We start from the raw sequence: 19,703 nt of genomic DNA, 5'->3' as shown, positions 1-19,703 counted from the left end.
CTCATCTCATTCGCACGTTGGTTTTTATGTACAAATCGGCCCTCATCGACCAATCCTGAGAAAATAGAAAAGCAGATGGGATCAGCTCCCACCTGCTGTTATTTCTACTTCGTTTTCTCCTGGTCTTTTTTCACTTTGTCATGTCTTGGGAAAACGACTTTTTCAAAGCTGCCATCCACCATCTTTTGCACCATCGCTGTCAATTCCTCGCTGCGTTTGTCTGCTTGCTCCTGCGTGAGCTTGCCTGCCTCCACCGCTTCTTTTAGCTTGGCTTCCTGCTGACCTACTAAGAGCTCGATGACGTCATCCACTTCAACACCTTGCCCCTTAGCAATGGTCGCCAACGATTTCCCTGCTTTTTGTTCTTCCTTCAGCTTGGTTGCATCCAGCTTGAGGAGGGACAGCAGTTCTTCATTTTTCTCGATGCCCATTCCTTTACCCGGTCCACGTCCATGATGCGTGTTTTGCACCATTTCTTTTACCCGCTCGCTCGCATTTTCATTCACCTTGTCAGCTTGCTCCTGCTTGAGCTTGCCTGCTTTTACCGCCTCTTTCAGCGTGGCTTCCTGCTGTTTTACCAACAGAGCAACCAGATCATCTACAGATACGCCTTGAGCTTCTGCAATTGCCGCCAGCGATTTCTCAGCTTTCAGCTTTTCTTGGAGTTTATCGGCATCCAGCTTCAAGAGGGACAGCAGCTCTTCATTTTTCTCGAAGCCCATTCCTTTACCCGGTCCACGTCCATGATGCGTGTTTTGCACCATTTCTTTTACCCGTTCGCTCGCATTTTCATTCATCTTGTCGGCTTGCTCCTGCTTGAGCTTGCCTGCCGCTACCGCCTCTTTCAGCTGGGCTTCCTGCTGTTTTACTAACAGAGCCACCAGATCATTCTGAGATACGCCTTGGGCTTCTGCGATTGCCGCCAGCGATTTCTCAGCTTTCAGCTTTTCTTGGAGTTTATCGGCATCCAGCTTCAAGAGGGACAGCAGCTCTTCATTTTTCTCGAAGCCACCGATGAAGCCTCCTTTACCGAAGCCTTTATTTCCTCCTTTGTCAAAGCCTTTATTCGGCTTTGTGTTTTCTACTTGTTCTTTTACGCGATCGCTCAGATTTTCAGACTGCTTATCTGCCTGCTCCTGCGTCAGCTTGCCTGCCGCTACTGCTTCCTTCAATTTGGCCTCTTGCTGTTCAACCAGAAGTGCCACGACATCTGCTGTGTCGACTCCCTGAGCTTGTGCAATCGCTGCGAGTGTTTTCCCTGCCTGGAGCTCTTCTTTTAGCTTGTCAGCATCCAGCTTCAACAGGGAGAGAAGCTCTGTATTTACTTTGAAGTCCACTCCAACGTGTTGGCCCATCTTTCCTGTTTTGAATTTTACTTCTGTCGGTTTATTCAATGAAGTTGTTTGTGCTGAATCGGCTGCCATTGCTCCGCCTATGCTACCCAGACTCAGAACCACTGCCATCGTTCCCATCAGCATTCCCATTTTCGCTTTGCTAAACATATACACTCAACCCTTTCGTTATTGCTCGTGTAGTGTGCTGCCTCTTTGGTACAAGACCAAGTGTACATGGTTATTTTTAGATTCCCGTTTGAGAAAAAAGGAAAACTTGAGGGAAAATCGAGGAGTAGTAGAGGAAAAGAAAAAGCACAGTTCTCTTCGACTCTGACACGCCAGCGTGGGTGATTGACTGTCCGTCTCCACTTCAAAAAGAGGACCGTCGAGCCAAAGCCACCCTACGGGCGGACGTTTCTCAAAGAAGAAGTGTTCGACAAGCGTGGTCCTCTTTTTGAAGTTCCGACTGGGTAGGCGTTGTCAAGCTTCTTTAAAAACTTAGGAAGATCATTCTTTGAGTATCAACAGGGGGGTATTTTTCTCAAATAGTGGGACAAAGCCGCTTGGGAAGAAGTGCATTTCCAGTCCAAGCGCCTCTGGAGCGGACAGTCTAACCCCTTGCAGGGCGTAGGTCGAAGCGTAGACTGGAAATGCGCTTCTTCCCCTCCGCTACAGCCACTTTCTAATGCGAAAACAAAAGAGGACGGCCATCACCGTCCCCTCTCCCCCACTTTATTTCGCGCTGAGACCATATGTCGACTGTGCGACATTCACCATTTCTTCCTCTGGAAGATCCCCCGCGATTGTATATTCAATGCCGTCGAGCTCCCATGTCAGAAGTCGCTGATTCTCACCTGTCTGCGCAAGCACACCAACCGTAAAGCCGAGGTTCACAGGCATCCCTTGTTCATACGACACAGATGCTGCTGTCGGGCGCCCTTCGATTACCTTGTAGTTGTATGCCCCTTTGTAGGTCAAGATGACTTTTCTCTCCCCATCACGGGTAACTGGCTCGATATCTCCTTGCTTAACCCCTTCAGGCGTATACGTAGGGACGATGACACCGAATTGGCTGTTTGGTTGTTTCACGACCTGTCCATTTGTTTGCGCCATTGTTGGGATCGTTGTCATCGAGCTTGTTGTCATGTTGCGCTCTTTGTCAAAGGAATCTTTGTCAAACATAGGGTTGAACGAAAAATCAGTGAAATCAATCCGTACGAGCGGATTCATGCTAGCATCCATGATTTCAGCGTGCGTCGGTTTGAAATCTTCAGTCAGCCAAATTTTTTGCTTGGTCAAAGAACGATTGCCGCTGTAGTTCGCTTTCACTTCAAATACATACTGTTTTTCATCCATCTTCATTTGTCGCTCAGTGTCATCGATAATGCTCTTGGCCAGCGTTTCGTATAGATACAACGGTCCGTTGTTCTCAGGCCAGCCACTTTGGAAGCGGAAGCTCTTGTTCAGATGCGGGGTCAGTACAAAGACGCCTTCATTGTTACGCAAGATGATTTGTGTAATGCCACGCTGCTTCGAGGTGAGAGCTACCCGATAGTTGGTTGGCTTTTCATACCAAACCTGAACATCGTACTCCATGGGGGTAGAGCCTGTCTGCATGGTCAAAACAGCCTGAGACTTGTACCCAGTCATTTTTCCCAGCGTACCGTTCAGGTCGCTCACCACATCTTCTGGTGTTTTCTGACCGAAACAACCGCCGAGGAACAGGGTGAAAACCAACAATAACACCAGTGGTAAAGCTACCCGTTTCATTCAATGAACTCCTCCTTGTCAACATTTTCGACAAAGAAGGGCATCCCTGTCTATTTCCTGGGAAATCTGTCAGTCTCTCGCCTATGCAGCGCACATCGTGTCAATGGTTGCGAATGGATACGAAGTTGGCGATATATCGCTTTGATCGGCTACAGACTTAGCCTTCCTGTGTAAGAGCAGGTAGTCCCTCCTGATCTACGCGATATAAATGTATGTCCATCCTCGTCCCAATATGCAGACAAGTTTATCGTTCTTCTACAATTACTTGCGCAATCGCATGCGTCTGGCTATGTGAAATGCTCACATGAATATGAACGCGAGCTGGGTCCAGATCAAGTTTACTGTACACCTCGTTCTTTATGGTCATGACCGGCTTGCCCATATGATTCGGGAGGATTTCCATATCCAAAAAGCTAAGTACAGCACCAATGCCTGTGCCAAGAGCCTTTGCTCCCGCTTCCTTGGCAGCAAATCTGCCTGCAACCATTTCCACCTGTCTCGTCTCTGACTTTCCATGCAGGAGCTGTTGTTCATCTGTGGTCAAAAAGCGTTTGATCGCATTCTCTTGTCTTTTTATCAAAGTAGCGATGCGCTCTATCTCCACAATGTCTACGCCTGTTCCAATGATCATGAGCAATTGCCTCCTAGTGGGCTGATTTACGAATCACAGTATCATCCACTTCCACGCTTTTGCAAGTGCGAGGATAGAAACCACATTTCAGCGCATAGACTTTACGTAAAAAATAAGAAAACCCCCGCAAATTGCGAGGGTCTTTGTCCGCTGGCTACTACTCAGTAGCTTGGCCAGAAGATTGTTGCGCAGCCGATTGTTGGTTTTGACGGCGAACTTCCGCAACGTTTGTTTCACTTGCGAATTCAGTCGCAGCGTTTTGGGAAGCAGCGCTTTGTGCAGATTGTTGAGCGGATTGTTGGTTCTGACGACGAACCTCTGTTGCGTTTGTTTCACTTGCGAATTCAGTCGCAGTGTTAGCTGCTTGGCTAGCTTGGTTCGCTTTGCTCATACCAGCTTGTTTGTTTTGTTTAGGCATCGTTCCATTCACCTCCTCGACGTCACTGAATATAATTTGTACCTCCCCCCATTTGCGTATCCATCCTAATCTTTCCAAATCACATTGTGGTTGCACTTGCTTTGTTGTGACCATTCAGGCATATTGGAAAGTGCAAGGCTTACTCAAGCTTGTGAAAGGAGCAATTCTATATGGCTCATAAGGTCATCATCTATACCCAAGTCACTTGCGGTCCTTGTCAGGAAGAAAAAATGTGGCTGACTTCAAACAATGTGGCATTCGAGGACAGGGACATCCGTCAGAACGAAGCTTATTTTCAGGAAGCCATTCAACTAGGTGCCAGCATGACACCCGTCACCTATATTGAGAAGGAAAACGGCGAGCAAATTGTCATCCACGGATTTGACAAGGAAGAACTAAAAAAAGCGTTGGATCTCAATTGATCCAACGCTTTTTACAACTGATCAGCCAAATGAAGGTTCACTTGCGGCTGATTTTTGTTTGACGACTGGCGACATGTCCGGCAAGTTAGACAAAATTTGCTTCACTTCAGGACCGCATTCCGTATTAACGGAGTAATATACCCATGGTCCCTTCCGGCGCTCTTTGACCAAACCATGAGTTTTTAGCTTAGCCAAGTGCTGAGAAACAGAAGGCTGGGAAGTTTGCAAAATTTCTACGAGATCACGGACACATAAGGACTGTACTTGCAGGAGAGCCATGATCGTCAAGCGCGTCTTGTCACCAAGTAGCTTATAAGTCTCTGACAAAAACAGTACCTGCATCAAATCCATTTCCATAAGGATACCCACCTTTGCCTTACATATCTGCTTATCAGTATACTATATGGCTTATATGATGGGGAAGATAGGAACGCAAAAGTTATGTGAACCCTGCTTATACATCTTGCTTTTTCATCGCCTCAATGATCTTGTCTGCAGTGCGCGCAGCCAGTGCCATGACTGTATTTGTCGGGTTGCTTCCACTCGAGGTAACGAACGTAGAAGCACCCGCTATGAAAAGATTGGGTATGTCATGTGACTGCCCATATTCATTCACAACAGAGGTTTCCCTGTCATTCCCCATCCGGCATCCCCCCATGAGATGCGCGGTATCAGACACCACATGCTCCGGCTGTCCCCCCATCGCTTCTATAATCCGGTTCATTTGCCCAATCGCATGCTTGTACAGTTGTTTGTCGTTCTCCTGATAACTGAACGTTACCGTAGGAATTGGCATTCCGTATTCATCTTTTTCCCCTGAGAGCGTTACCCTGTTATCTGGATGAGGCAACACTTCCCCTACCAAGGTGATCCGCGCATACATATTGTAATCCAGCATGGTCTCTCGAAGCTGTTTTCCCCATAAATACGAGCCGTCTTCCCTCTCGGCAGCTATGGCAGCCGCCATCCCGACAGGACGTGCCCCATGAGCACTCAACGTATATCCGCGGGCAAATCCTCGTTCCCGGTCCGTCTCATAAAAATGCTGGGTCAAAGCAAGGACAGGTGTTCCTTTGTACAATCGAACTTCCTCCGGGAGTCTTCCGTATACATCATGGCTGGAGTGGGGCATAATTGCTTTTCCTACCCATCCACTCGAATTCGCCAGCCCTTGCGGAAATTGAGCATTCGCTGAACTGAGCAGCAATCTGGGAGTCTCCACCACAAATCCGGCCAAAATGACCACACGAGCCATTTGCCTGTGCGTCAAACCATTATGATTGAACAACACGCCGCTAACCCGGTCGCCAGCCATTAAAATTTCCGTCACCATACAGTCGGACAGTACCTCTGCCCCCTCCGCTATCGCTTTGGGAATATGATGAATCAACCCGCTGTACTTGGCATTCGGCATGCACCCTTGATTGCAAAAGCCACGATTGATACAGGGGGGACGTCCATCAAAAGGAGCCGATAAAATCGCCAAAGGGGCGACCACACTCTCGATCCCCAGCTTCTCGCACCCTTCCCGGAACAACTGGGCATTGGCACTGATGGGCTCCCGAACGGGGTAAGGATACGGGCCTTGAAAGGAACCCCACGGAAAATGATTCGGACCTGAGACGGCAATCTCACTCTCAATCTTGTCGTAATACGGGGCAAGGTCCTGATACGTAATTGGCCAATCTTCTCCTACGCCGTCTACGGTCTTTGTCTTAAAATCACTCTCGTGGAAACGAAGGAACACCCCCGTAAAATGCACGGTGCCTCCCCCAATTCCCCGTCCTGAGTTGTTATGGCCCAAACGCAGTGGGTCATTTCCTGCTACCAGCCTCGTTTCCTGCCAGGCCAATCTCCGCATCGACAGCTCATCACTGGCAAAATCGTGTTGCGGGTCCCAAAACGGCCCTGCTTCCAAAACGACAACACGCAACCCGGCCTTTGCCAGCTCGTAAGCCAGTACGCCACCTGCTGCTCCTGCACCTACGATGCATACATCTGCGTCATCGGCGTATTTTCTTTGATCCACGGAAGTGGGGCGATGAGTAATCGTACGATGGTCATGACTCGTCATTTGCTTTCGCCTCCCATGGGTCCGTCAATCCTTTTTCCACCCGTACATAGCCGCGCGGATAAGCAGGTCCGCCATAGCCGATATCCGACCAAACCAACGGATGTGAATAGTACGCACTGACAGTGTCATGCAGCAACCGCTTGAAAAAATCGACAGAAGCGAATTCTGTCCACGCTTCCTGGTTTTGGATGCCCCCATTCGCGACATGCTGAAGAACGGCCTCCTGCTGGTCTAGCTTCAACGCAACAAAGTCAGCTCCATAAGCGGCATGACTCTCCGCATCAATCCCTTTCAAACCCGAGCGGTAGAACTCTTTTTGGGGTGGAACTCCGACCTTTCGTTGCGACTCGCCGATATTACTAGCCGTCGTATCATCCAGATGCTCCACCACAAAAGTCAGCACCTCCAGGCGGTGATCATTGACCAATACACCTACGACTGTCTGCAAAAGCAAGGATTCAGGCTTCGTAAAAAATTGATTGGCAATCGCGGGCATTCGTCTGGCCCCTACTACTTTCCTGGTGTGAGCATCCCACTCTGTATGCTGGTCCCAAACATCATAGAATGGGTAACGTCCAGGCTTCTCCATGTCCTCTCACCCCTTCGAAAACGATTTTTACCAAAACAGCGCAAGAAGCCCTAATGCTGACATTGCCGTGATCAGCAAAGGAAGAATCACAGGAGGACCGACGAGAAAATTTTGACCTTGTGAATAACCTCCCACACGCTGTCCAACTCCGACCGTATGCAAATAGGCTCCGTACACCCCACCAGCCATGCCGACCACCATCATTAAGGCAAACACCCAGCGCAGCCACCCTGCATTCACAAACGATAAAACAATAGCAGTAACCGCAAATACAGGGAGCTCAAGCACGGGAATCCACATTGCCCAATGTCGGAAGTTTTGTCTGGCGTGAAAAAGTGTGACCTGAACCGCAATCAGGGCAAACGCCAATCCAGCAAAAAGAATCAGTACGCGTTCGATCGGCCAGCCATGCCACATGGAAACATCCTCCTTTTTAGTAACGTTGCGCCTATTTTTTCCGTCCTTGTCAGGTCCTATTCTGTTTGTTTTACTGCAAGCCACGTAATGAATAGAAAAAAGCCTGCTGACTAACAACCAGCAGGCGAGGCGTTTCCTTTCCTATGAAAAATAGACCAACGTCAGATACAATCCAAGCAAGGTTATCATCAATGTCGGTACGGTCAAAATAACGCCCGTCCGAAAGTACTGTCCCCACGTAATCGTCACGTCTTTGCGTCCCAAGACATGCAACCAGAGCAAAGTCGCCAGTGATCCAATCGGGGTCATTTTCGGCCCCAAATCGCTCCCGATCACATTCGCGTAAATCATCGCTTCCCGCATCACTCCGTCTGCCTGTGTTCCTGCAATCGCCAGCGCGTTGAACATGACTGTCGGAAGGTTGTTCATGACAGAGGAGAGAACAGCAGCCAGAAAGCCTGTTCCCAAAGTCGTTGCGAGTAAACCATGCGCCATGAACCAATCCAAGGTGTCCTTGACCAAGTCAGTCAATCTCGCGTTGTGCAGCCCCCACACCACGACATACATGCCAATCGAAAAAACAACGACTACCCACGGTGCTTCTTTCATAATCCGCCGCATGGCAATTGCTTCACTTTTTCTTGCAGCCAAGCAAAAAATGATGGCTGCCCCCGCAATGATGATCGAAACGGGCGTATGGATGGACTCGCTAATAAAAAAGCCAATCAACAAGACCGCAAGAATCGGCCACGCTAGACGGAACATTCTCTGGTCACGAATCGCTTCCTCCGGATTTTTCAGATGCGAGAGGTCGACCTGCGCCGGGATGCTTTTGCGAAAATATAAGTACAAAACCAGCAGACTTCCACCAATCGAAAACAAAGTCGGAAGGATCATTTTAGCCGCATACGCAGCAAAGCCTATATCAAAATAATCAGCGGAAACAATATTCACCAGATTACTAATCACAAACGGCAAAGAACTCGTATCTGCAATGAAACCGCTCGCCATGACAAATGCCAAAACCGTTTTCCCATCCAGCTTTAATGCCCGCACCTGTGCCAACACAATCGGTGTCAAGATCAAGGCAGCCCCATCATTCGTAAACAAGGCAGATACGAGTGAACCAAGCAGGATGACATAAACGAACATAAGCCGGCCATTTCCTTTAGCAAAACGAGCCATATGAAGCGCAGCCCATTCAAAAAAACCGATTTCGTCCAATACGAGCGAGATGATGATAATCCCGATTAATGCTAGCGTCGCATTCCAAACAATCGAAGTTACCTCTGCGACATCACCGATCGTAACTACCCCAATCGCCAAGGCCAACAGCGCTCCACCGACTGCCGGATAACCAATCGACAGCCCCCGCGGTTGCCAGATGACCAATGTCAACGTGATCAGAAAAAGGAATAATGAAATCCAAACCACTGCATGTATCTCCTTTCCAAAAACCAAAAAGAACGGACCTCGAAAAGTCCGCTCTCCTACCATCATGTCTATTGAATTATCCAAAACGTCCGGTAATGTAATCCTCTGTTCTTTTGTCACGAGGATTTTGGAAGATCGTCGGGGTACTGTCAAACTCGACTAGCTCTCCATTCAAGAAAAACGCAGTCTTGTCGGAAATACGTGCTGCCTGCTGCATGTTGTGCGTCACGATTACAATCGTATAACGGCTCTTCAGCTCTTCTAGCAGCTCTTCGATTTTGGCTGTAGAAATCGGGTCCAAGGCAGAGGTTGGCTCATCCATCAAAATGATCTGTGGCTGAACAGCGAGTGCCCGCGCGATACAGAGGCGTTGCTGCTGTCCACCTGAAAGCCCTGTTGCTGGCTTTTTCAGTACATCCTTCACTTCATCCCAAAGGGCTGCTGCCTTGAGGCTTGTCTCTACCAACTCGTCCAGCTTGTTACGATCGTTCATGCCATGGAGTCTCGGCCCGTATGTGATGTTGTCATAGATACTCTTCGGAAATGGATTCGGATGCTGAAACACCATGCCGATATTTTTGCGAAGTCGCTCGACTTCTACACGAGAGCTATATATATCCTCGTCGAACACTTTTACCGTTCCCGTTATTTTGGTGTTCGGTACAGAATCGTTCATTCGATTCAACGTCCGTAAAAATGTAGACTTACCGCAGCCTGACGGGCCGATTAAGGCTGTAATGGAGTCAGACTCTACATCCAGATTTATATTATAGAGGGCTTGCTTATTACCGTAGAAGAGATTCAACTCTCTCACCGAAATAACGCTCATACGGTCTTCGCTCCTTCGTGATTGTTACGTCCTTTTACTTCCCCACTATAGCGCACCAATGTTAGGTTTCCGTATGATGTTTATTAAGTTTCAATAAAGATTTTGTCTTAGGACTTTTTACATAGGTCATCTTACATTAAGTTATGGTAAATGTTGCTGGTAAAGCATATACGCTCTCCTAGGTACCCCCTACAATAAAACTGAACGTTTTGACGAATAAGGGGAGAACAATTCATGCCAGACATAAGAAAACTATGGGGTCACTCGTCGTTTCATTATCGTTCAATTTTCACTAGGCTGTTCGCAGGCATTATGGGGATGGTGGTCTGCATGATGGCAATCGCCGCTTTCTTCATCAGCTATCAATCCGAAGCCACACTTAATGAAAAAACAAAGCAGCAATTACACGAGGCATCGGGTGCAGCTCTACAGAAAGTACATAGCAGGGTCTATGACATCGTAACCGCCTTGCAATCATTTGCTTCCACTTATAAAAACAGTAAGGTCACCAACAGCCAGATATTTGGCATTTTTACAGATATGTCTGCAAGCAATCCTACGATATCCGAGCTACAGATCGTCACTTCAGATGGACGGTACTTGACCTTTCCGGGATCGCCCCTCGACAGTTCCTACGATCCACGAAAAATGGACTGGTATGAGGGGGCGTTGAATCAACCACCGCAGGGGGTTTTTGTCTCGGATGTCTTCCAGTTTTCCGAGACGGAGTTTCCAAAGATCGCCGTCTCACTCCCTTTGCGCAATGAAGACGAGGAGCCCGTAGGCGTCGTCGTAGCATTTGTCTCTGTTCCGAAGCTGAGCGAATCAATCGGTCAAATTAAACTAGGGGAAACCGGATATGCCATGATCGTTGATCAGCAAGGCAAGCTGGTCGCTCATCCCGATCAATCCTACGCGTTGCAACGCCCCCTTCTCACAGAACTTGCGATCGTGCAAAACGTCATCGGCGGTCAATCTGGCTACGAACCGAGCAGGATCAATGGGGTGGACTCTTTTGCCGCCTATCAATTTGACCCCTCCTTAAAATGGGGAGTGATCGTCGCACAGTCGGTATCCGAGGTAAAGCAAGAGGTACGTCGCCTACAGCTAACCATTTTGGCCGTCTCACTCGTTGGACTCGCTGCACTCGCACTGATGCTGTATGTGTACGTACGCCGAATCATCAAGCCCATTAAGGAAGCACAACAAAAAATGTCCGCCTTTAGCGAGGGCGATCTCCTGCAAACCATGCACGTACATAGCAATGATGAAATTCGCCAGCTGGCTGACAGCTTCAATCGAATGAGTGAACAAATCCGGACGATCATCGGTAAAATCCAGTACGTCATCGCAGACGTCAAACAAGTAGCCGATCATGTAGGAAAAGGCTCCCGCCACTCTCACGCCATGCAGTCAGAAGTCGTATCCGTAACAGAGCGGCTTGCCCTAGAAATGGACAACCAACAGGAACAGATCGATGATATCCACGCTACAATGGCCGACATCACGCAGGAAATGTCTCGGATCACTGACTCAATGGAACAAGCAATCGTACAAAGCCAGGAATCACGTCAGCAAAATGCCAAGGCAGCAACCTCCATTGATTTGTTAAAAGAAAATATGCACAGTATCTCAGAAGATATGAAAGCTTCGCTGCATGCCATGTCCTCCATGCGAGAAAGCATGAGCGATATCAACGAAATGCTCGGTCTGATTTCCGCCATCTCGAAACGAACTAAGCTATTGTCCTTCAATGCCCGAATCGAAGCTTCCCGGGCTGGACAAGCCGGGATCGGCTTCAGCGTCGTAGCAGACGAAATTCGCTTGCTATCCGACCAGACCGAAGAGGCATCGGCCCGTATTCAAAAGGTAATTGTATCAGGGGAAGAACGAATGGAGCACGTAGCCGCCTGCTTGCAAACGACCGATCACGCTACTGTAAATGGAATTCAAACTTTGCACCAGGCAGCCTCTATCTTTCACAATACGATACAGCTCAGCGAAGCGTTGACTGCTCAATTTGAATCGATCAGAAAGCTCACGGGAACAATCTCGACACAGAGCCAAGTTATTTCACAGCGAGTAGACAATCTGTCTGCCTCTGCACAGCAAGTAGTATCAGGTACGCAGCAAGCCGTAGCCGCCAATCAAGAAAGTCTATCCTTATCAGAACAATTTCTCGATGACTCCCTGCGTTTGGCAGAAATCGTTGAGGATCTGGAGCAAGCGATCAAATTTTTCAGAGCAGAAGACAGTCCCTCTCTCCAAAGACATTCATCATGACACGAAGAAGCCCTCCTACAAGCACATGTGCTTGGGAGGGCTTTTCTTTTCGATTAACCAAAACGTCCGCTAATATACGCCTCGGTTTTTTCGTTTTCAGGTGATGTGAAGATTTTCCCTGTCTCATTCATCTCAATCAGCTCACCCATCAGGAAGAAGGCGGTTTTCTCAGAAATTCGCGCTGCCTGATGGAGGTTATGGGTAACGATCACGATCGTATATTCATCTTTTAGCTGCATGACCAGCTCTTCGATTTTCATGGTAGAGATCGGATCAAGAGCGGAAGCCGGTTCGTCCAACAGCAAAATGGTTGGCTGCATCGCGATTGCACGTGCGATACAAAGCCTTTGCTGCTGTCCACCGGAAAGGGAGAGCGCTGAGTCGCGAAGACGATCCTTTACCTCATCCCAAAGTGCTGCTTTTCGCAGGCTCGACTCAACCAGTTCGTCCAAGTCACGTTTATTGGACATCCCGTGGAAACGCGGTGCAAATGCGATGTTTTCATAGATAGATTTGAAAAATGGATTCGCTCGTTGGAACACCATTCCGACCACTTGGCGCAGACTCTCGATGTTTACTTGCGAGCTGTTAATGTCGATACCATCTACAATAATGGAACCCTCTACACGACAAGAAGGAACCAGATCATTCATCCGGTTCAAGCTCCGTAAAAGCGTCGATTTCCCGCATCCGGACGGACCGATAAAGGCCGTCACGGAGTTTTTTTCAATATCCATCGATATATTTTTTACGGCCTGCTTCTCTCCGTAGTATACATTCACGTTATTCGTCTGAATGATCGTATCTTGCATGGTCAGTACGGACATGGCTGCCACCTACCTCTTCTTAGTTTGATCCTGACGTCATCTTTTTGTAAACCCAATTCCCGAACCAACGAGCGGAAAGGTTAAAGACCAAGACGGCAATAATCAGAACAGCAGCCGCACCATCTGCAACATCACGCGCATCCGGTGTCAGCCCCTCGCTGTTTACCTTCCAAATATGCACAGCCAATGTCTCAGCAGGACGGAACGGGTTCAACGGTGAGGTCGTACTATTCAATGAGAAGTCGGTGAAATCCAGATTCGGTGAAGACATCCCTGCCGTAAACAGCAAGGCAGCGGCTTCCCCAAATACACGGCCAGACGCCAGAATCGCACCCGTAATGATACCTGGGAGTGCTGCTGGAAGGATGACAGACACGATGGTACGCCATTTGGTAATACCAAGTGCGAGACTCGCTTCCTTTTGACTGCGTGGTACGTTGCGCAGTGCATCCTCTGTTACACGAACCAAGAGAGGCAGGTTAAATACCGTCAGAGCAAGCGCCCCACCAAACAGGGTATAGCCCCAGCCAGTCATATTTACGAACACGAGCAATCCAAACAAACCAACAACGATAGACGGAAGGGAAGACAATACTTCTATACTCATGCGGATAAACTGTGTAATCTTGTTATCCGGCGCATATTCAGCCATATAAATGCCTGCTCCGATCCCGAGCGGCAACGCGATCAGCATGGTCAGGACCAGCAAGTACAACGAGTTGAAAAGCTGTGGTCCAATCCCGCCACCCGCATTGACGATATCCGGAGGAGAGGTCAAAAAGTCGAGATTCAGCTTATGCCAGCCTTGGGAGAGAATGAAGCCCAATAATCCCACCAAGGTACCGATAATCAGTACGGCAATCAGTGTCAAAACAACAGTAGCAGCGCGGTCCATCAGTCTCGCTTTCATCTATTTCGCCAACCTCTTTCTGCCCAACAGGCGCAAAATAACGATAAAGACGAAAGACATCGCCAAGAGCAGCAAAGCCATTGACCAAAGAGCATTGTTATACGGTGTTCCTTGAATCGTATTCCCCATGTTCAATGTAATACCGCTAGTGAGCGTACTGATCGGTTCGAGCAAACCGCCTGGCAGCTTCGTTGTGTTACCGATAACCATTTGCACAGCCAAAGCTTCTCCAAAAGCGCGAGACATTCCCAAAACGATGGCCGTCAAACAGCCAGGAAGCGCGGAATGCAACACGACATTCCAAATCGTTTGCCAGCGAGTAGCACCCAGTGCGAGCGAAGCGTTGCGCAAATCTTGCGGAACAGCCTCAATAGCATCTGCTGCCACACTCGTAATCGTAGGCAAAATCATCAGGGCAAGAACAAGTCCCCCTGCCAATAAGCTGAAACCAAGAACATCAAATTGTTCGCGAATAAATGGAACAAGCAAAGTTAGTCCGACATAGCCGTATACGACCGATGGGATACCCACCAACAGCTCGATAACCGGCTTCAACACTTTTTTCCCGAAGCCCGGGAAGATCTCTGTCATGAAAATAGCGGCGCCGATTCCAAGTGGCGCGGCAATCAAAGCGGCCAGTGCCGTTACGAAAAACGAACCAAGAATAAAAGGCAGGACACCATACGCGGATGGCTCACCTTCTGGGTCCCATTTATTATGGGTTAAAAATTCTTTGATGCTTACTCCATCGACAAAGAATGTCGACAGCCCTTTTGAAGCAATAAAATAGGTGATCGATAAAACAACAATAACGAGCAAACCCGCACAAATCATCGCGATGGTTTTGCCGGTAATATTCTCTGTTTTTTGACGTTTGTTCGTTGTCAGCATCTTTTGCGCGATCATCGATTGACGCTCTGTATTTACCCCTTCAGTACGATGGCTCATGTTCTCCCTCCTGGAAAGAAAACGACTGTACGCAAGCAAAATGAGGGGAAGGCCCCCCTACCCCTCTATTTTGCTGTTGACGATAACGCTTATTTTTGTGTTACTTTGCCTTCTGCATCACGTTCTACTTTCATATCTGTGATTGGCAGGAAGCCCAATTCTGTAACGGTTTTCTTTTGTACGTCGTCAGTCAGGATGAAGTCGAGGAATGCTTTCGCATCACCAGTTGCTTCACCTTTGGTGTACATATGCTCGTACGCCCATACTGGATATTTGTTCGCTGTAATGTTTTCTGCGTTTGCTTCCACGCCATCCAATTTCAAAGCTTTTACAGAGTCATTGAAGTAGGACAGTGCCAAGTAACCAATTGCACCTGGAGTTTCTGCAATGATTTTGCGAACAGTACCGGAGGAATCCTCTGTGATACCTTCTGCTTCTTCTTTGCCATCCAACGCGAATTTGCTGAATGTCGCGCGAGTTCCGGAAGATTTCGGACGGTTAACCAACGTGATCTTCATATCTTCACCGCCAACGTCTTTCCAGTTGGTGATTTTACCAGTGAAGATGTCGATCAATTGTTGCTTGGTCAAAGTGTCTACTTTTACTTGCGGACTTACCGCTGCTGCCATTCCAACAACCGCTACTTTATGGTCAACCAATTCGTTTGCTGGGATCCCTTTTTTCTCTTCTGCAAAAATATCGGAGTTACCAATCGTTGCTGCACCACTTACTACTTGGCTTAAGCCTGTGCCGCTTCCTCCGCCTTGTACTTGAATTTGTGCGCCTGCATTCTTTGCCATAAAGTCTTTGGCCGCTTGCTCGACCAGAGGCTGTAAAGCGGTAGAACCCACTGCTGTTACAGGTTCACCGGAAGTTTTTGTTGTCGAACCAGAGTTGCTTTGCTCCTGAGCTGGTTTTTGCGCTGGTGCTGGTGTCTGAGCAGTGTTGCCGTTGCCGCTTCCGCATCCCGCGAGTAATGCCCCTACACATGTCAGCGCAATAAACATTTTGCTGAGTTTTTTCATTGGATGAAAATCCTCCTTAAAAGGTCCGGTTTGTTTTTTCTCTCTTACAAGTACAAACTATACAGGGGGAATGTTGTCGTATTATGTTGCGAATGTAAAGCTTTCTTAAAGATGGAGGGATACCTGTTGTAAAACGGCGCAAACATGGGAAAACTGTCCCTATTCTTTTTTTTGGGGGGTGTCCATGTGAATCGGCTGGCCTTGCTTTTTGTGATCATTGGTGCCCTGAACTGGGGATTAATCGGGTTATTTCAGTTTGATTTAGTCGCGAGCTTGTTTGGTGGAGCGGAGTCTATCGTAAGCCGAATCGTGTATACGTTGGTAGGCCTGTTTGGGGTGTACGCCATCAAGTTTCTTTTCACGGATCGGGAAGAAACACCAACATAAAAAACGATGTCCCGATGTCCGGCTGTTGGGGAGAGGAGGAAACAGGAGAAAACGCTCAGCTTCTTGTCCCACCCGCTGAGGGATTCACTGCCCGCGTCCAAAGTGGTCCATTCAAGAGGTGTCTCAGAGGTGGACGCTAAAAGCTTGTTTCGCTTTTTTTCATTACGCCTCGGTCGGTGTACCAAAGATCTTCGCTTATTTCTCCTGTTTCCTCTACCAGCTATCGTGCTATTCGGATTTTAAAAGCCTTGAAAGAATGAAGAAATGTAATCAGTCACGACAGAGAAGAATATTTCCAGACGTAGCGACTTGTGGAGTCCTACCGAGCGGAGTAGGGATTAGCGGACAAAAGAAACGCAACGTGCTCGCGCTTCGGAGCAGACAGTCTCAGCCCCCAGCAGGACGGAGCCTGGAGCCTAGACTGGAAATATTCTTCTCTCCACGACAGCCACTATACGTAAAACACGTTACTATGAAAAAAAGCGGCACATCCCGTTTAACAGGGTGTGCCGCCTTTATGTGATGATTAATTGTCTCGTTTCAGTGGCTCGGAGAGATCTACGTGCCCCATCAGCGTTTCTACTTTCTTTCCATCCTCTAGGAAGACAATTTCCTTTACTTCCGAGAACTGAAAGAATGTATTCTTCAACGCATCCAAAGCCATAGTCTCGCCACTTGAACCCATATTGAACTGATTTTTGCTATCTGCATCAATTGTCAGGGTTCCTTTATCAAACGTGATCGAATGGTACTTGAAGTCTTTCCACAGTGGAATGTGCACGTCTGGCTTTACAGGCGTCTCCAGCAGGGCAAGTGTCTTTTTGTACTTCTCGATATCTTCGGCAAACGTGATCTCTTGCTCTTCTTTTTGCAGCTCCATCACGTTATTATCCGAGTAGTAAACGGTGACCATTTGCTTTTTCAGAGTCGGCTCTGTTGTCGATGGATCAGTGTTTGAACCAGATGGCTGTTCTACTGGTGTGGTTGGCTGTGGTGTTTCAGTCGCGTTTTGTCCACATCCGGCCAAAAGCAGCATCACTAACGCTGCCATCCAGATCACTCGACTTTTTTTCATCGTGAAAAGCCCCCTTACTGATAAGACTCGTAGTATTCACGAATAGCCGCAACAATGGCTTTCGCGATTTTATCTTGGAATGCCGGATTCGTCAGCTGCGCATTCTCCTGTGGATTGGAGAGGAAGCCTGTCTCGGTCAACACAGCAGGCATATTTGTGTTTTTGATCACATAAAAGCCGCTCTGCTTGACGCCTCGATCCGGGAACTGCGTTGCCCCTCGTAAATGTTTATGTACCACTTGGGCTAAGTCTTTACTATTTTCATTATAATAGAAGGTTTCTGTTCCTGCAGCCGTCGGTTTCGGAAATGCGTTGGCATGAATAGACAAGAACAAGTCGGCTTCTAACTCATTGGCAAAAGCGACACGCTCTGACAGTTCATAAAACACATCCGTCGTGCGTACGGGAACGACTTGAAACTCCGGATATTGCTTCAGCAAAGCCACAATTTTATTGGAGACAGCCAAGTTGTAATCTTTTTCATTGTTGCCAGCGGTGCCCTTCGTGCCTGGGTCTTTTCCTCCATGACCGGCATCAACAACGATCAGGTAGCCCGTTTTCTTCGGTTTTGGCGTCAACTTTACTTCGATGCCATTTTCCGTGTAAACCAGCTCATACGCACTCTTTTGGTTCAGCTCAATGACGATGCGAACCGTATCAGGAGACGCGCTGTATTGGCTGTAACGCAGGTCAGCGATAAGAGGTTCTTCTTTCGCTCGCTCTGCCTGATTCTGTTCATCAGAATCTGAATCTGTGTCTTGGTCTTCATCATCAGCGGAGGCCGTTTCCTCTGATTCACCTACGCTATCATTTTTTTCATCTTGACGTTTTAGATCCTCAATTAAATCGTCATCCAATGATGTTTGTGGGAGATCCAAGACGATCCGGTGAGGACCTGTCATCACAAAGGACTGTGGAATAACAGGAACGGTCGTTTTAATACGAACACGGTCCCCGTCCTCAGATACATCTTTCAAAATATTGAGGCGATCGATCTCAACCTGATTATTTTTCTTGTCCCATGCAAATGAACCTCCAAGCTCGTCCTCCAATTGACGTAATGGGAGGACCAACTGATCATCAATCGTCATCCCGCGCTCAGGTCGTTTCCACGCAAAGCCTTTTTGTCCCACTTGCTCAGCTACAGCCTGTGCGGACGCGTACATCGTGTCTTCCACTTGATACAGCTTGATCGGTTGGGTTGGTGCCTTGCCATTCAGCTTGATCTGTGGTGTTTCGTTCGCAATGACAGTTCGTGTGCTGTTGTCCCACCCAACAGTAACACCAAGTGACTCCCCGACAAAACGCAGTGGCAGCAGCATACGCTTTTGTGAAATAACAGGTGGCGTATCGAGCTTCACTTGTTTGCCGTTCAACACTGCTGTAAGGGAGTCAAGTGTAAGGGAGAGCTGCTGTGTGCCTTTGGTAATGACAGCTGTACGAGTAGCGTCATTCCAATCCACTTTTGCACCTAGTCCTTCGGCGATGACACGAACAGGAACCAACGTGCGTCCATTCTTGATGACTGGCGGCACTTCAGCATTCACTGCTTGTCCACCAATCATGAGATTGACAGCTTCCTCTGAGGCACTGTTTGCTGCAACCGCCAAACCGGGGATCAGCAGCAGGACCAGCAATGCAAAAAGCAGAGGGTAAAATCGTCTCTTCATCCTGACCTCCTCCGTGATGTCTGTTTTTCTTTCGTTATGTGGCGTCAGCCAATGTGCAACGTTCACCATTCTATTAGACGCTAGATGATCTGTAAAGTTTTATAGTCTTTTGGTACCAAAATGAAAAGACCGCCTCCGCAAGACCCACGAGACAGTCTTTACCACTGATCGTTTGTTAGCGAAAAAATCCCCGCCTCTCTTGCCTGCTTACTTCTTGAACAGGTTTTTTTAACATGTTCAAGCCCCCGTTGGCAAGAAATTGCTGTATCAGCGAAAGCACAGCTGGATTCGAGAGCACTTTAATGGAGTCGGCTACTTTCGGATTTTTTAACTGGGGAATAGCATCGCCTAGATGCGGTAAAAGCGGCAGTAAATCTTCGATAGAAATGGCAGGCTTTTGTGGTTGGGATACAGTTTCCACCGGAGCACCATTCCGTCGCCCTCCAAACAGGAAACCTCGTCGTTCTCCTGTATTTCTTGGAGGTGCTTGTTTGAGACGCCCCAGTGTATTCTTCATGTCCTGCAGCTCCTGTCGCACCTGACTCATCTCTTTCATCATTTGGGCATTGTTTGTATGTTGTGCATCCGCAAGTTTGTTGATCGATTCTAGCAAATTGTTCTTGGGGACGGTCTGCTTCTTTTTCGCTTTCATTTTCTCAA

Annotated in this window: 20 protein-coding genes; 3 read left to right on the top strand and 17 right to left on the bottom strand. The window is 48.0% G+C overall.

The features are described 5' to 3' along the window. Positions 1-104 precede the first annotated feature (104 nt). From ACFYU8_RS22810 to ACFYU8_RS22795, 4 genes are all read right to left on the bottom strand, one after another. On the bottom strand, positions 105-1,502 hold the full coding sequence (locus ACFYU8_RS22810; protein WP_390304087.1) for a coiled-coil domain-containing protein: 1,398 nt from the start codon (positions 1,500-1,502) through the stop codon (positions 105-107). 564 nt (positions 1,503-2,066) lie between these two features. Then, positions 2,067-3,104, bottom strand: coding sequence for an outer membrane lipoprotein-sorting protein (locus ACFYU8_RS22805; RefSeq protein ID WP_390304085.1), 1,038 nt, complete (start codon positions 3,102-3,104; stop codon positions 2,067-2,069). A 244-nt stretch (positions 3,105-3,348) separates the two neighbouring features. Further along, positions 3,349-3,735, bottom strand: coding sequence for a holo-ACP synthase (gene acpS, locus ACFYU8_RS22800; protein WP_390304083.1), 387 nt, complete (start codon positions 3,733-3,735; stop codon positions 3,349-3,351). Between the two features lie 157 nt (positions 3,736-3,892). Then, positions 3,893-4,153 (bottom strand): gamma-type small acid-soluble spore protein, encoded by a 261-nt coding sequence (locus ACFYU8_RS22795; RefSeq protein ID WP_390304081.1) that lies wholly within the window; start codon positions 4,151-4,153, stop codon positions 3,893-3,895. Positions 4,154-4,323: 170 nt separating this feature from the next. Here ACFYU8_RS22795 and ACFYU8_RS22790 point away from each other — a divergent pair, with 170 nt between their 5' ends. Then, positions 4,324-4,575, top strand: coding sequence for a glutaredoxin family protein (locus ACFYU8_RS22790; protein ID WP_106841958.1), 252 nt, complete (start codon positions 4,324-4,326; stop codon positions 4,573-4,575). 21 nt (positions 4,576-4,596) lie between these two features. On the opposite strand, the gene ACFYU8_RS22785 is transcribed toward ACFYU8_RS22790, so the two are convergent. The 6 genes from ACFYU8_RS22785 to pstB (ACFYU8_RS22760) form a co-directional block, all read right to left on the bottom strand. Next, complete coding sequence (locus ACFYU8_RS22785; protein WP_390304079.1) at positions 4,597-4,932, bottom strand: ArsR/SmtB family transcription factor; 336 nt, start codon at positions 4,930-4,932, stop codon at positions 4,597-4,599. A 97-nt stretch (positions 4,933-5,029) separates the two neighbouring features. Beyond that, complete coding sequence (locus ACFYU8_RS22780) at positions 5,030-6,649, bottom strand: GMC family oxidoreductase (RefSeq protein ID WP_390304077.1); 1,620 nt, start codon at positions 6,647-6,649, stop codon at positions 5,030-5,032. Further along, positions 6,636-7,238 (bottom strand): gluconate 2-dehydrogenase subunit 3 family protein, encoded by a 603-nt coding sequence (locus tag ACFYU8_RS22775; RefSeq protein ID WP_390304076.1) that lies wholly within the window; start codon positions 7,236-7,238, stop codon positions 6,636-6,638. Before ACFYU8_RS22775 ends, ACFYU8_RS22780 begins: the two co-directional genes overlap by 14 nt. Positions 7,239-7,265: 27 nt before the next feature. After that, a complete protein-coding gene (locus ACFYU8_RS22770) occupies positions 7,266-7,655 on the bottom strand; it encodes a hypothetical protein (protein ID WP_390304074.1) in 390 nt (129 codons plus the stop codon). 141 nt (positions 7,656-7,796) lie between these two features. Then, complete coding sequence (locus tag ACFYU8_RS22765) at positions 7,797-9,089, bottom strand: arsenic transporter (RefSeq protein ID WP_390304072.1); 1,293 nt, start codon at positions 9,087-9,089, stop codon at positions 7,797-7,799. 76 nt (positions 9,090-9,165) lie between these two features. After that, positions 9,166-9,918, bottom strand: a complete 753-nt coding sequence (gene pstB / locus ACFYU8_RS22760) for a phosphate ABC transporter ATP-binding protein PstB (protein WP_390304070.1) — start codon at positions 9,916-9,918, stop codon at positions 9,166-9,168. 234 nt (positions 9,919-10,152) lie between these two features. Between pstB (ACFYU8_RS22760) and ACFYU8_RS22755 the strand changes: the two genes are divergently transcribed. Continuing rightward, positions 10,153-12,201 (top strand): methyl-accepting chemotaxis protein, encoded by a 2,049-nt coding sequence (locus ACFYU8_RS22755; protein ID WP_390304068.1) that lies wholly within the window; start codon positions 10,153-10,155, stop codon positions 12,199-12,201. A gap of 53 nt (positions 12,202-12,254) precedes the next feature. On the opposite strand, the gene pstB (ACFYU8_RS22750) is transcribed toward ACFYU8_RS22755, so the two are convergent. From pstB (ACFYU8_RS22750) to ACFYU8_RS22735, 4 genes are all read right to left on the bottom strand, one after another. After that, entirely contained in the window at positions 12,255-13,028 is a 774-nt protein-coding gene (gene pstB / locus ACFYU8_RS22750; RefSeq protein ID WP_390304066.1) for a phosphate ABC transporter ATP-binding protein PstB, read from the bottom strand. A gap of 19 nt (positions 13,029-13,047) precedes the next feature. Beyond that, complete coding sequence (gene pstA / locus ACFYU8_RS22745) at positions 13,048-13,938, bottom strand: phosphate ABC transporter permease PstA (RefSeq protein ID WP_390304064.1); 891 nt, start codon at positions 13,936-13,938, stop codon at positions 13,048-13,050. Then, positions 13,939-14,886 (bottom strand): phosphate ABC transporter permease subunit PstC, encoded by a 948-nt coding sequence (gene pstC / locus ACFYU8_RS22740; protein ID WP_390304062.1) that lies wholly within the window; start codon positions 14,884-14,886, stop codon positions 13,939-13,941. 89 nt (positions 14,887-14,975) lie between these two features. After that, complete coding sequence (locus tag ACFYU8_RS22735; protein WP_390304060.1) at positions 14,976-15,911, bottom strand: phosphate ABC transporter substrate-binding protein PstS family protein; 936 nt, start codon at positions 15,909-15,911, stop codon at positions 14,976-14,978. Positions 15,912-16,097: 186 nt separating this feature from the next. On the opposite strand from ACFYU8_RS22735, the gene ACFYU8_RS22730 reads away from it, so the two are divergent. Beyond that, positions 16,098-16,298 (top strand): DUF378 domain-containing protein, encoded by a 201-nt coding sequence (locus ACFYU8_RS22730; RefSeq protein WP_390304058.1) that lies wholly within the window; start codon positions 16,098-16,100, stop codon positions 16,296-16,298. Between the two features lie 526 nt (positions 16,299-16,824). On the opposite strand, the gene ACFYU8_RS22725 is transcribed toward ACFYU8_RS22730, so the two are convergent. The 3 genes from ACFYU8_RS22725 to ACFYU8_RS22715 form a co-directional block, all read right to left on the bottom strand. Then, complete coding sequence (locus tag ACFYU8_RS22725; RefSeq protein ID WP_069852086.1) at positions 16,825-17,373, bottom strand: GerMN domain-containing protein; 549 nt, start codon at positions 17,371-17,373, stop codon at positions 16,825-16,827. 14 nt (positions 17,374-17,387) lie between these two features. Beyond that, the gene (locus tag ACFYU8_RS22720) at positions 17,388-19,043 is read right to left on the bottom strand and encodes an N-acetylmuramoyl-L-alanine amidase family protein (RefSeq protein ID WP_390304056.1); all 1,656 of its coding nucleotides are present in this window, start codon (positions 19,041-19,043) and stop codon (positions 17,388-17,390) included. Positions 19,044-19,218: 175 nt separating this feature from the next. Then, positions 19,219-19,695 (bottom strand): hypothetical protein, encoded by a 477-nt coding sequence (locus ACFYU8_RS22715; RefSeq protein WP_390304054.1) that lies wholly within the window; start codon positions 19,693-19,695, stop codon positions 19,219-19,221. Positions 19,696-19,703: the final 8 nt, after the last annotated feature.

Source organism: Brevibacillus sp. NPDC003359 (assembly GCF_042878995.1).
Lineage (GTDB): Bacteria > Bacillota > Bacilli > Brevibacillales > Brevibacillaceae > Brevibacillus.
Note: the sequence above shows the minus strand (reverse complement) of the source record. Positions and strands in the feature narration are given on the sequence as shown.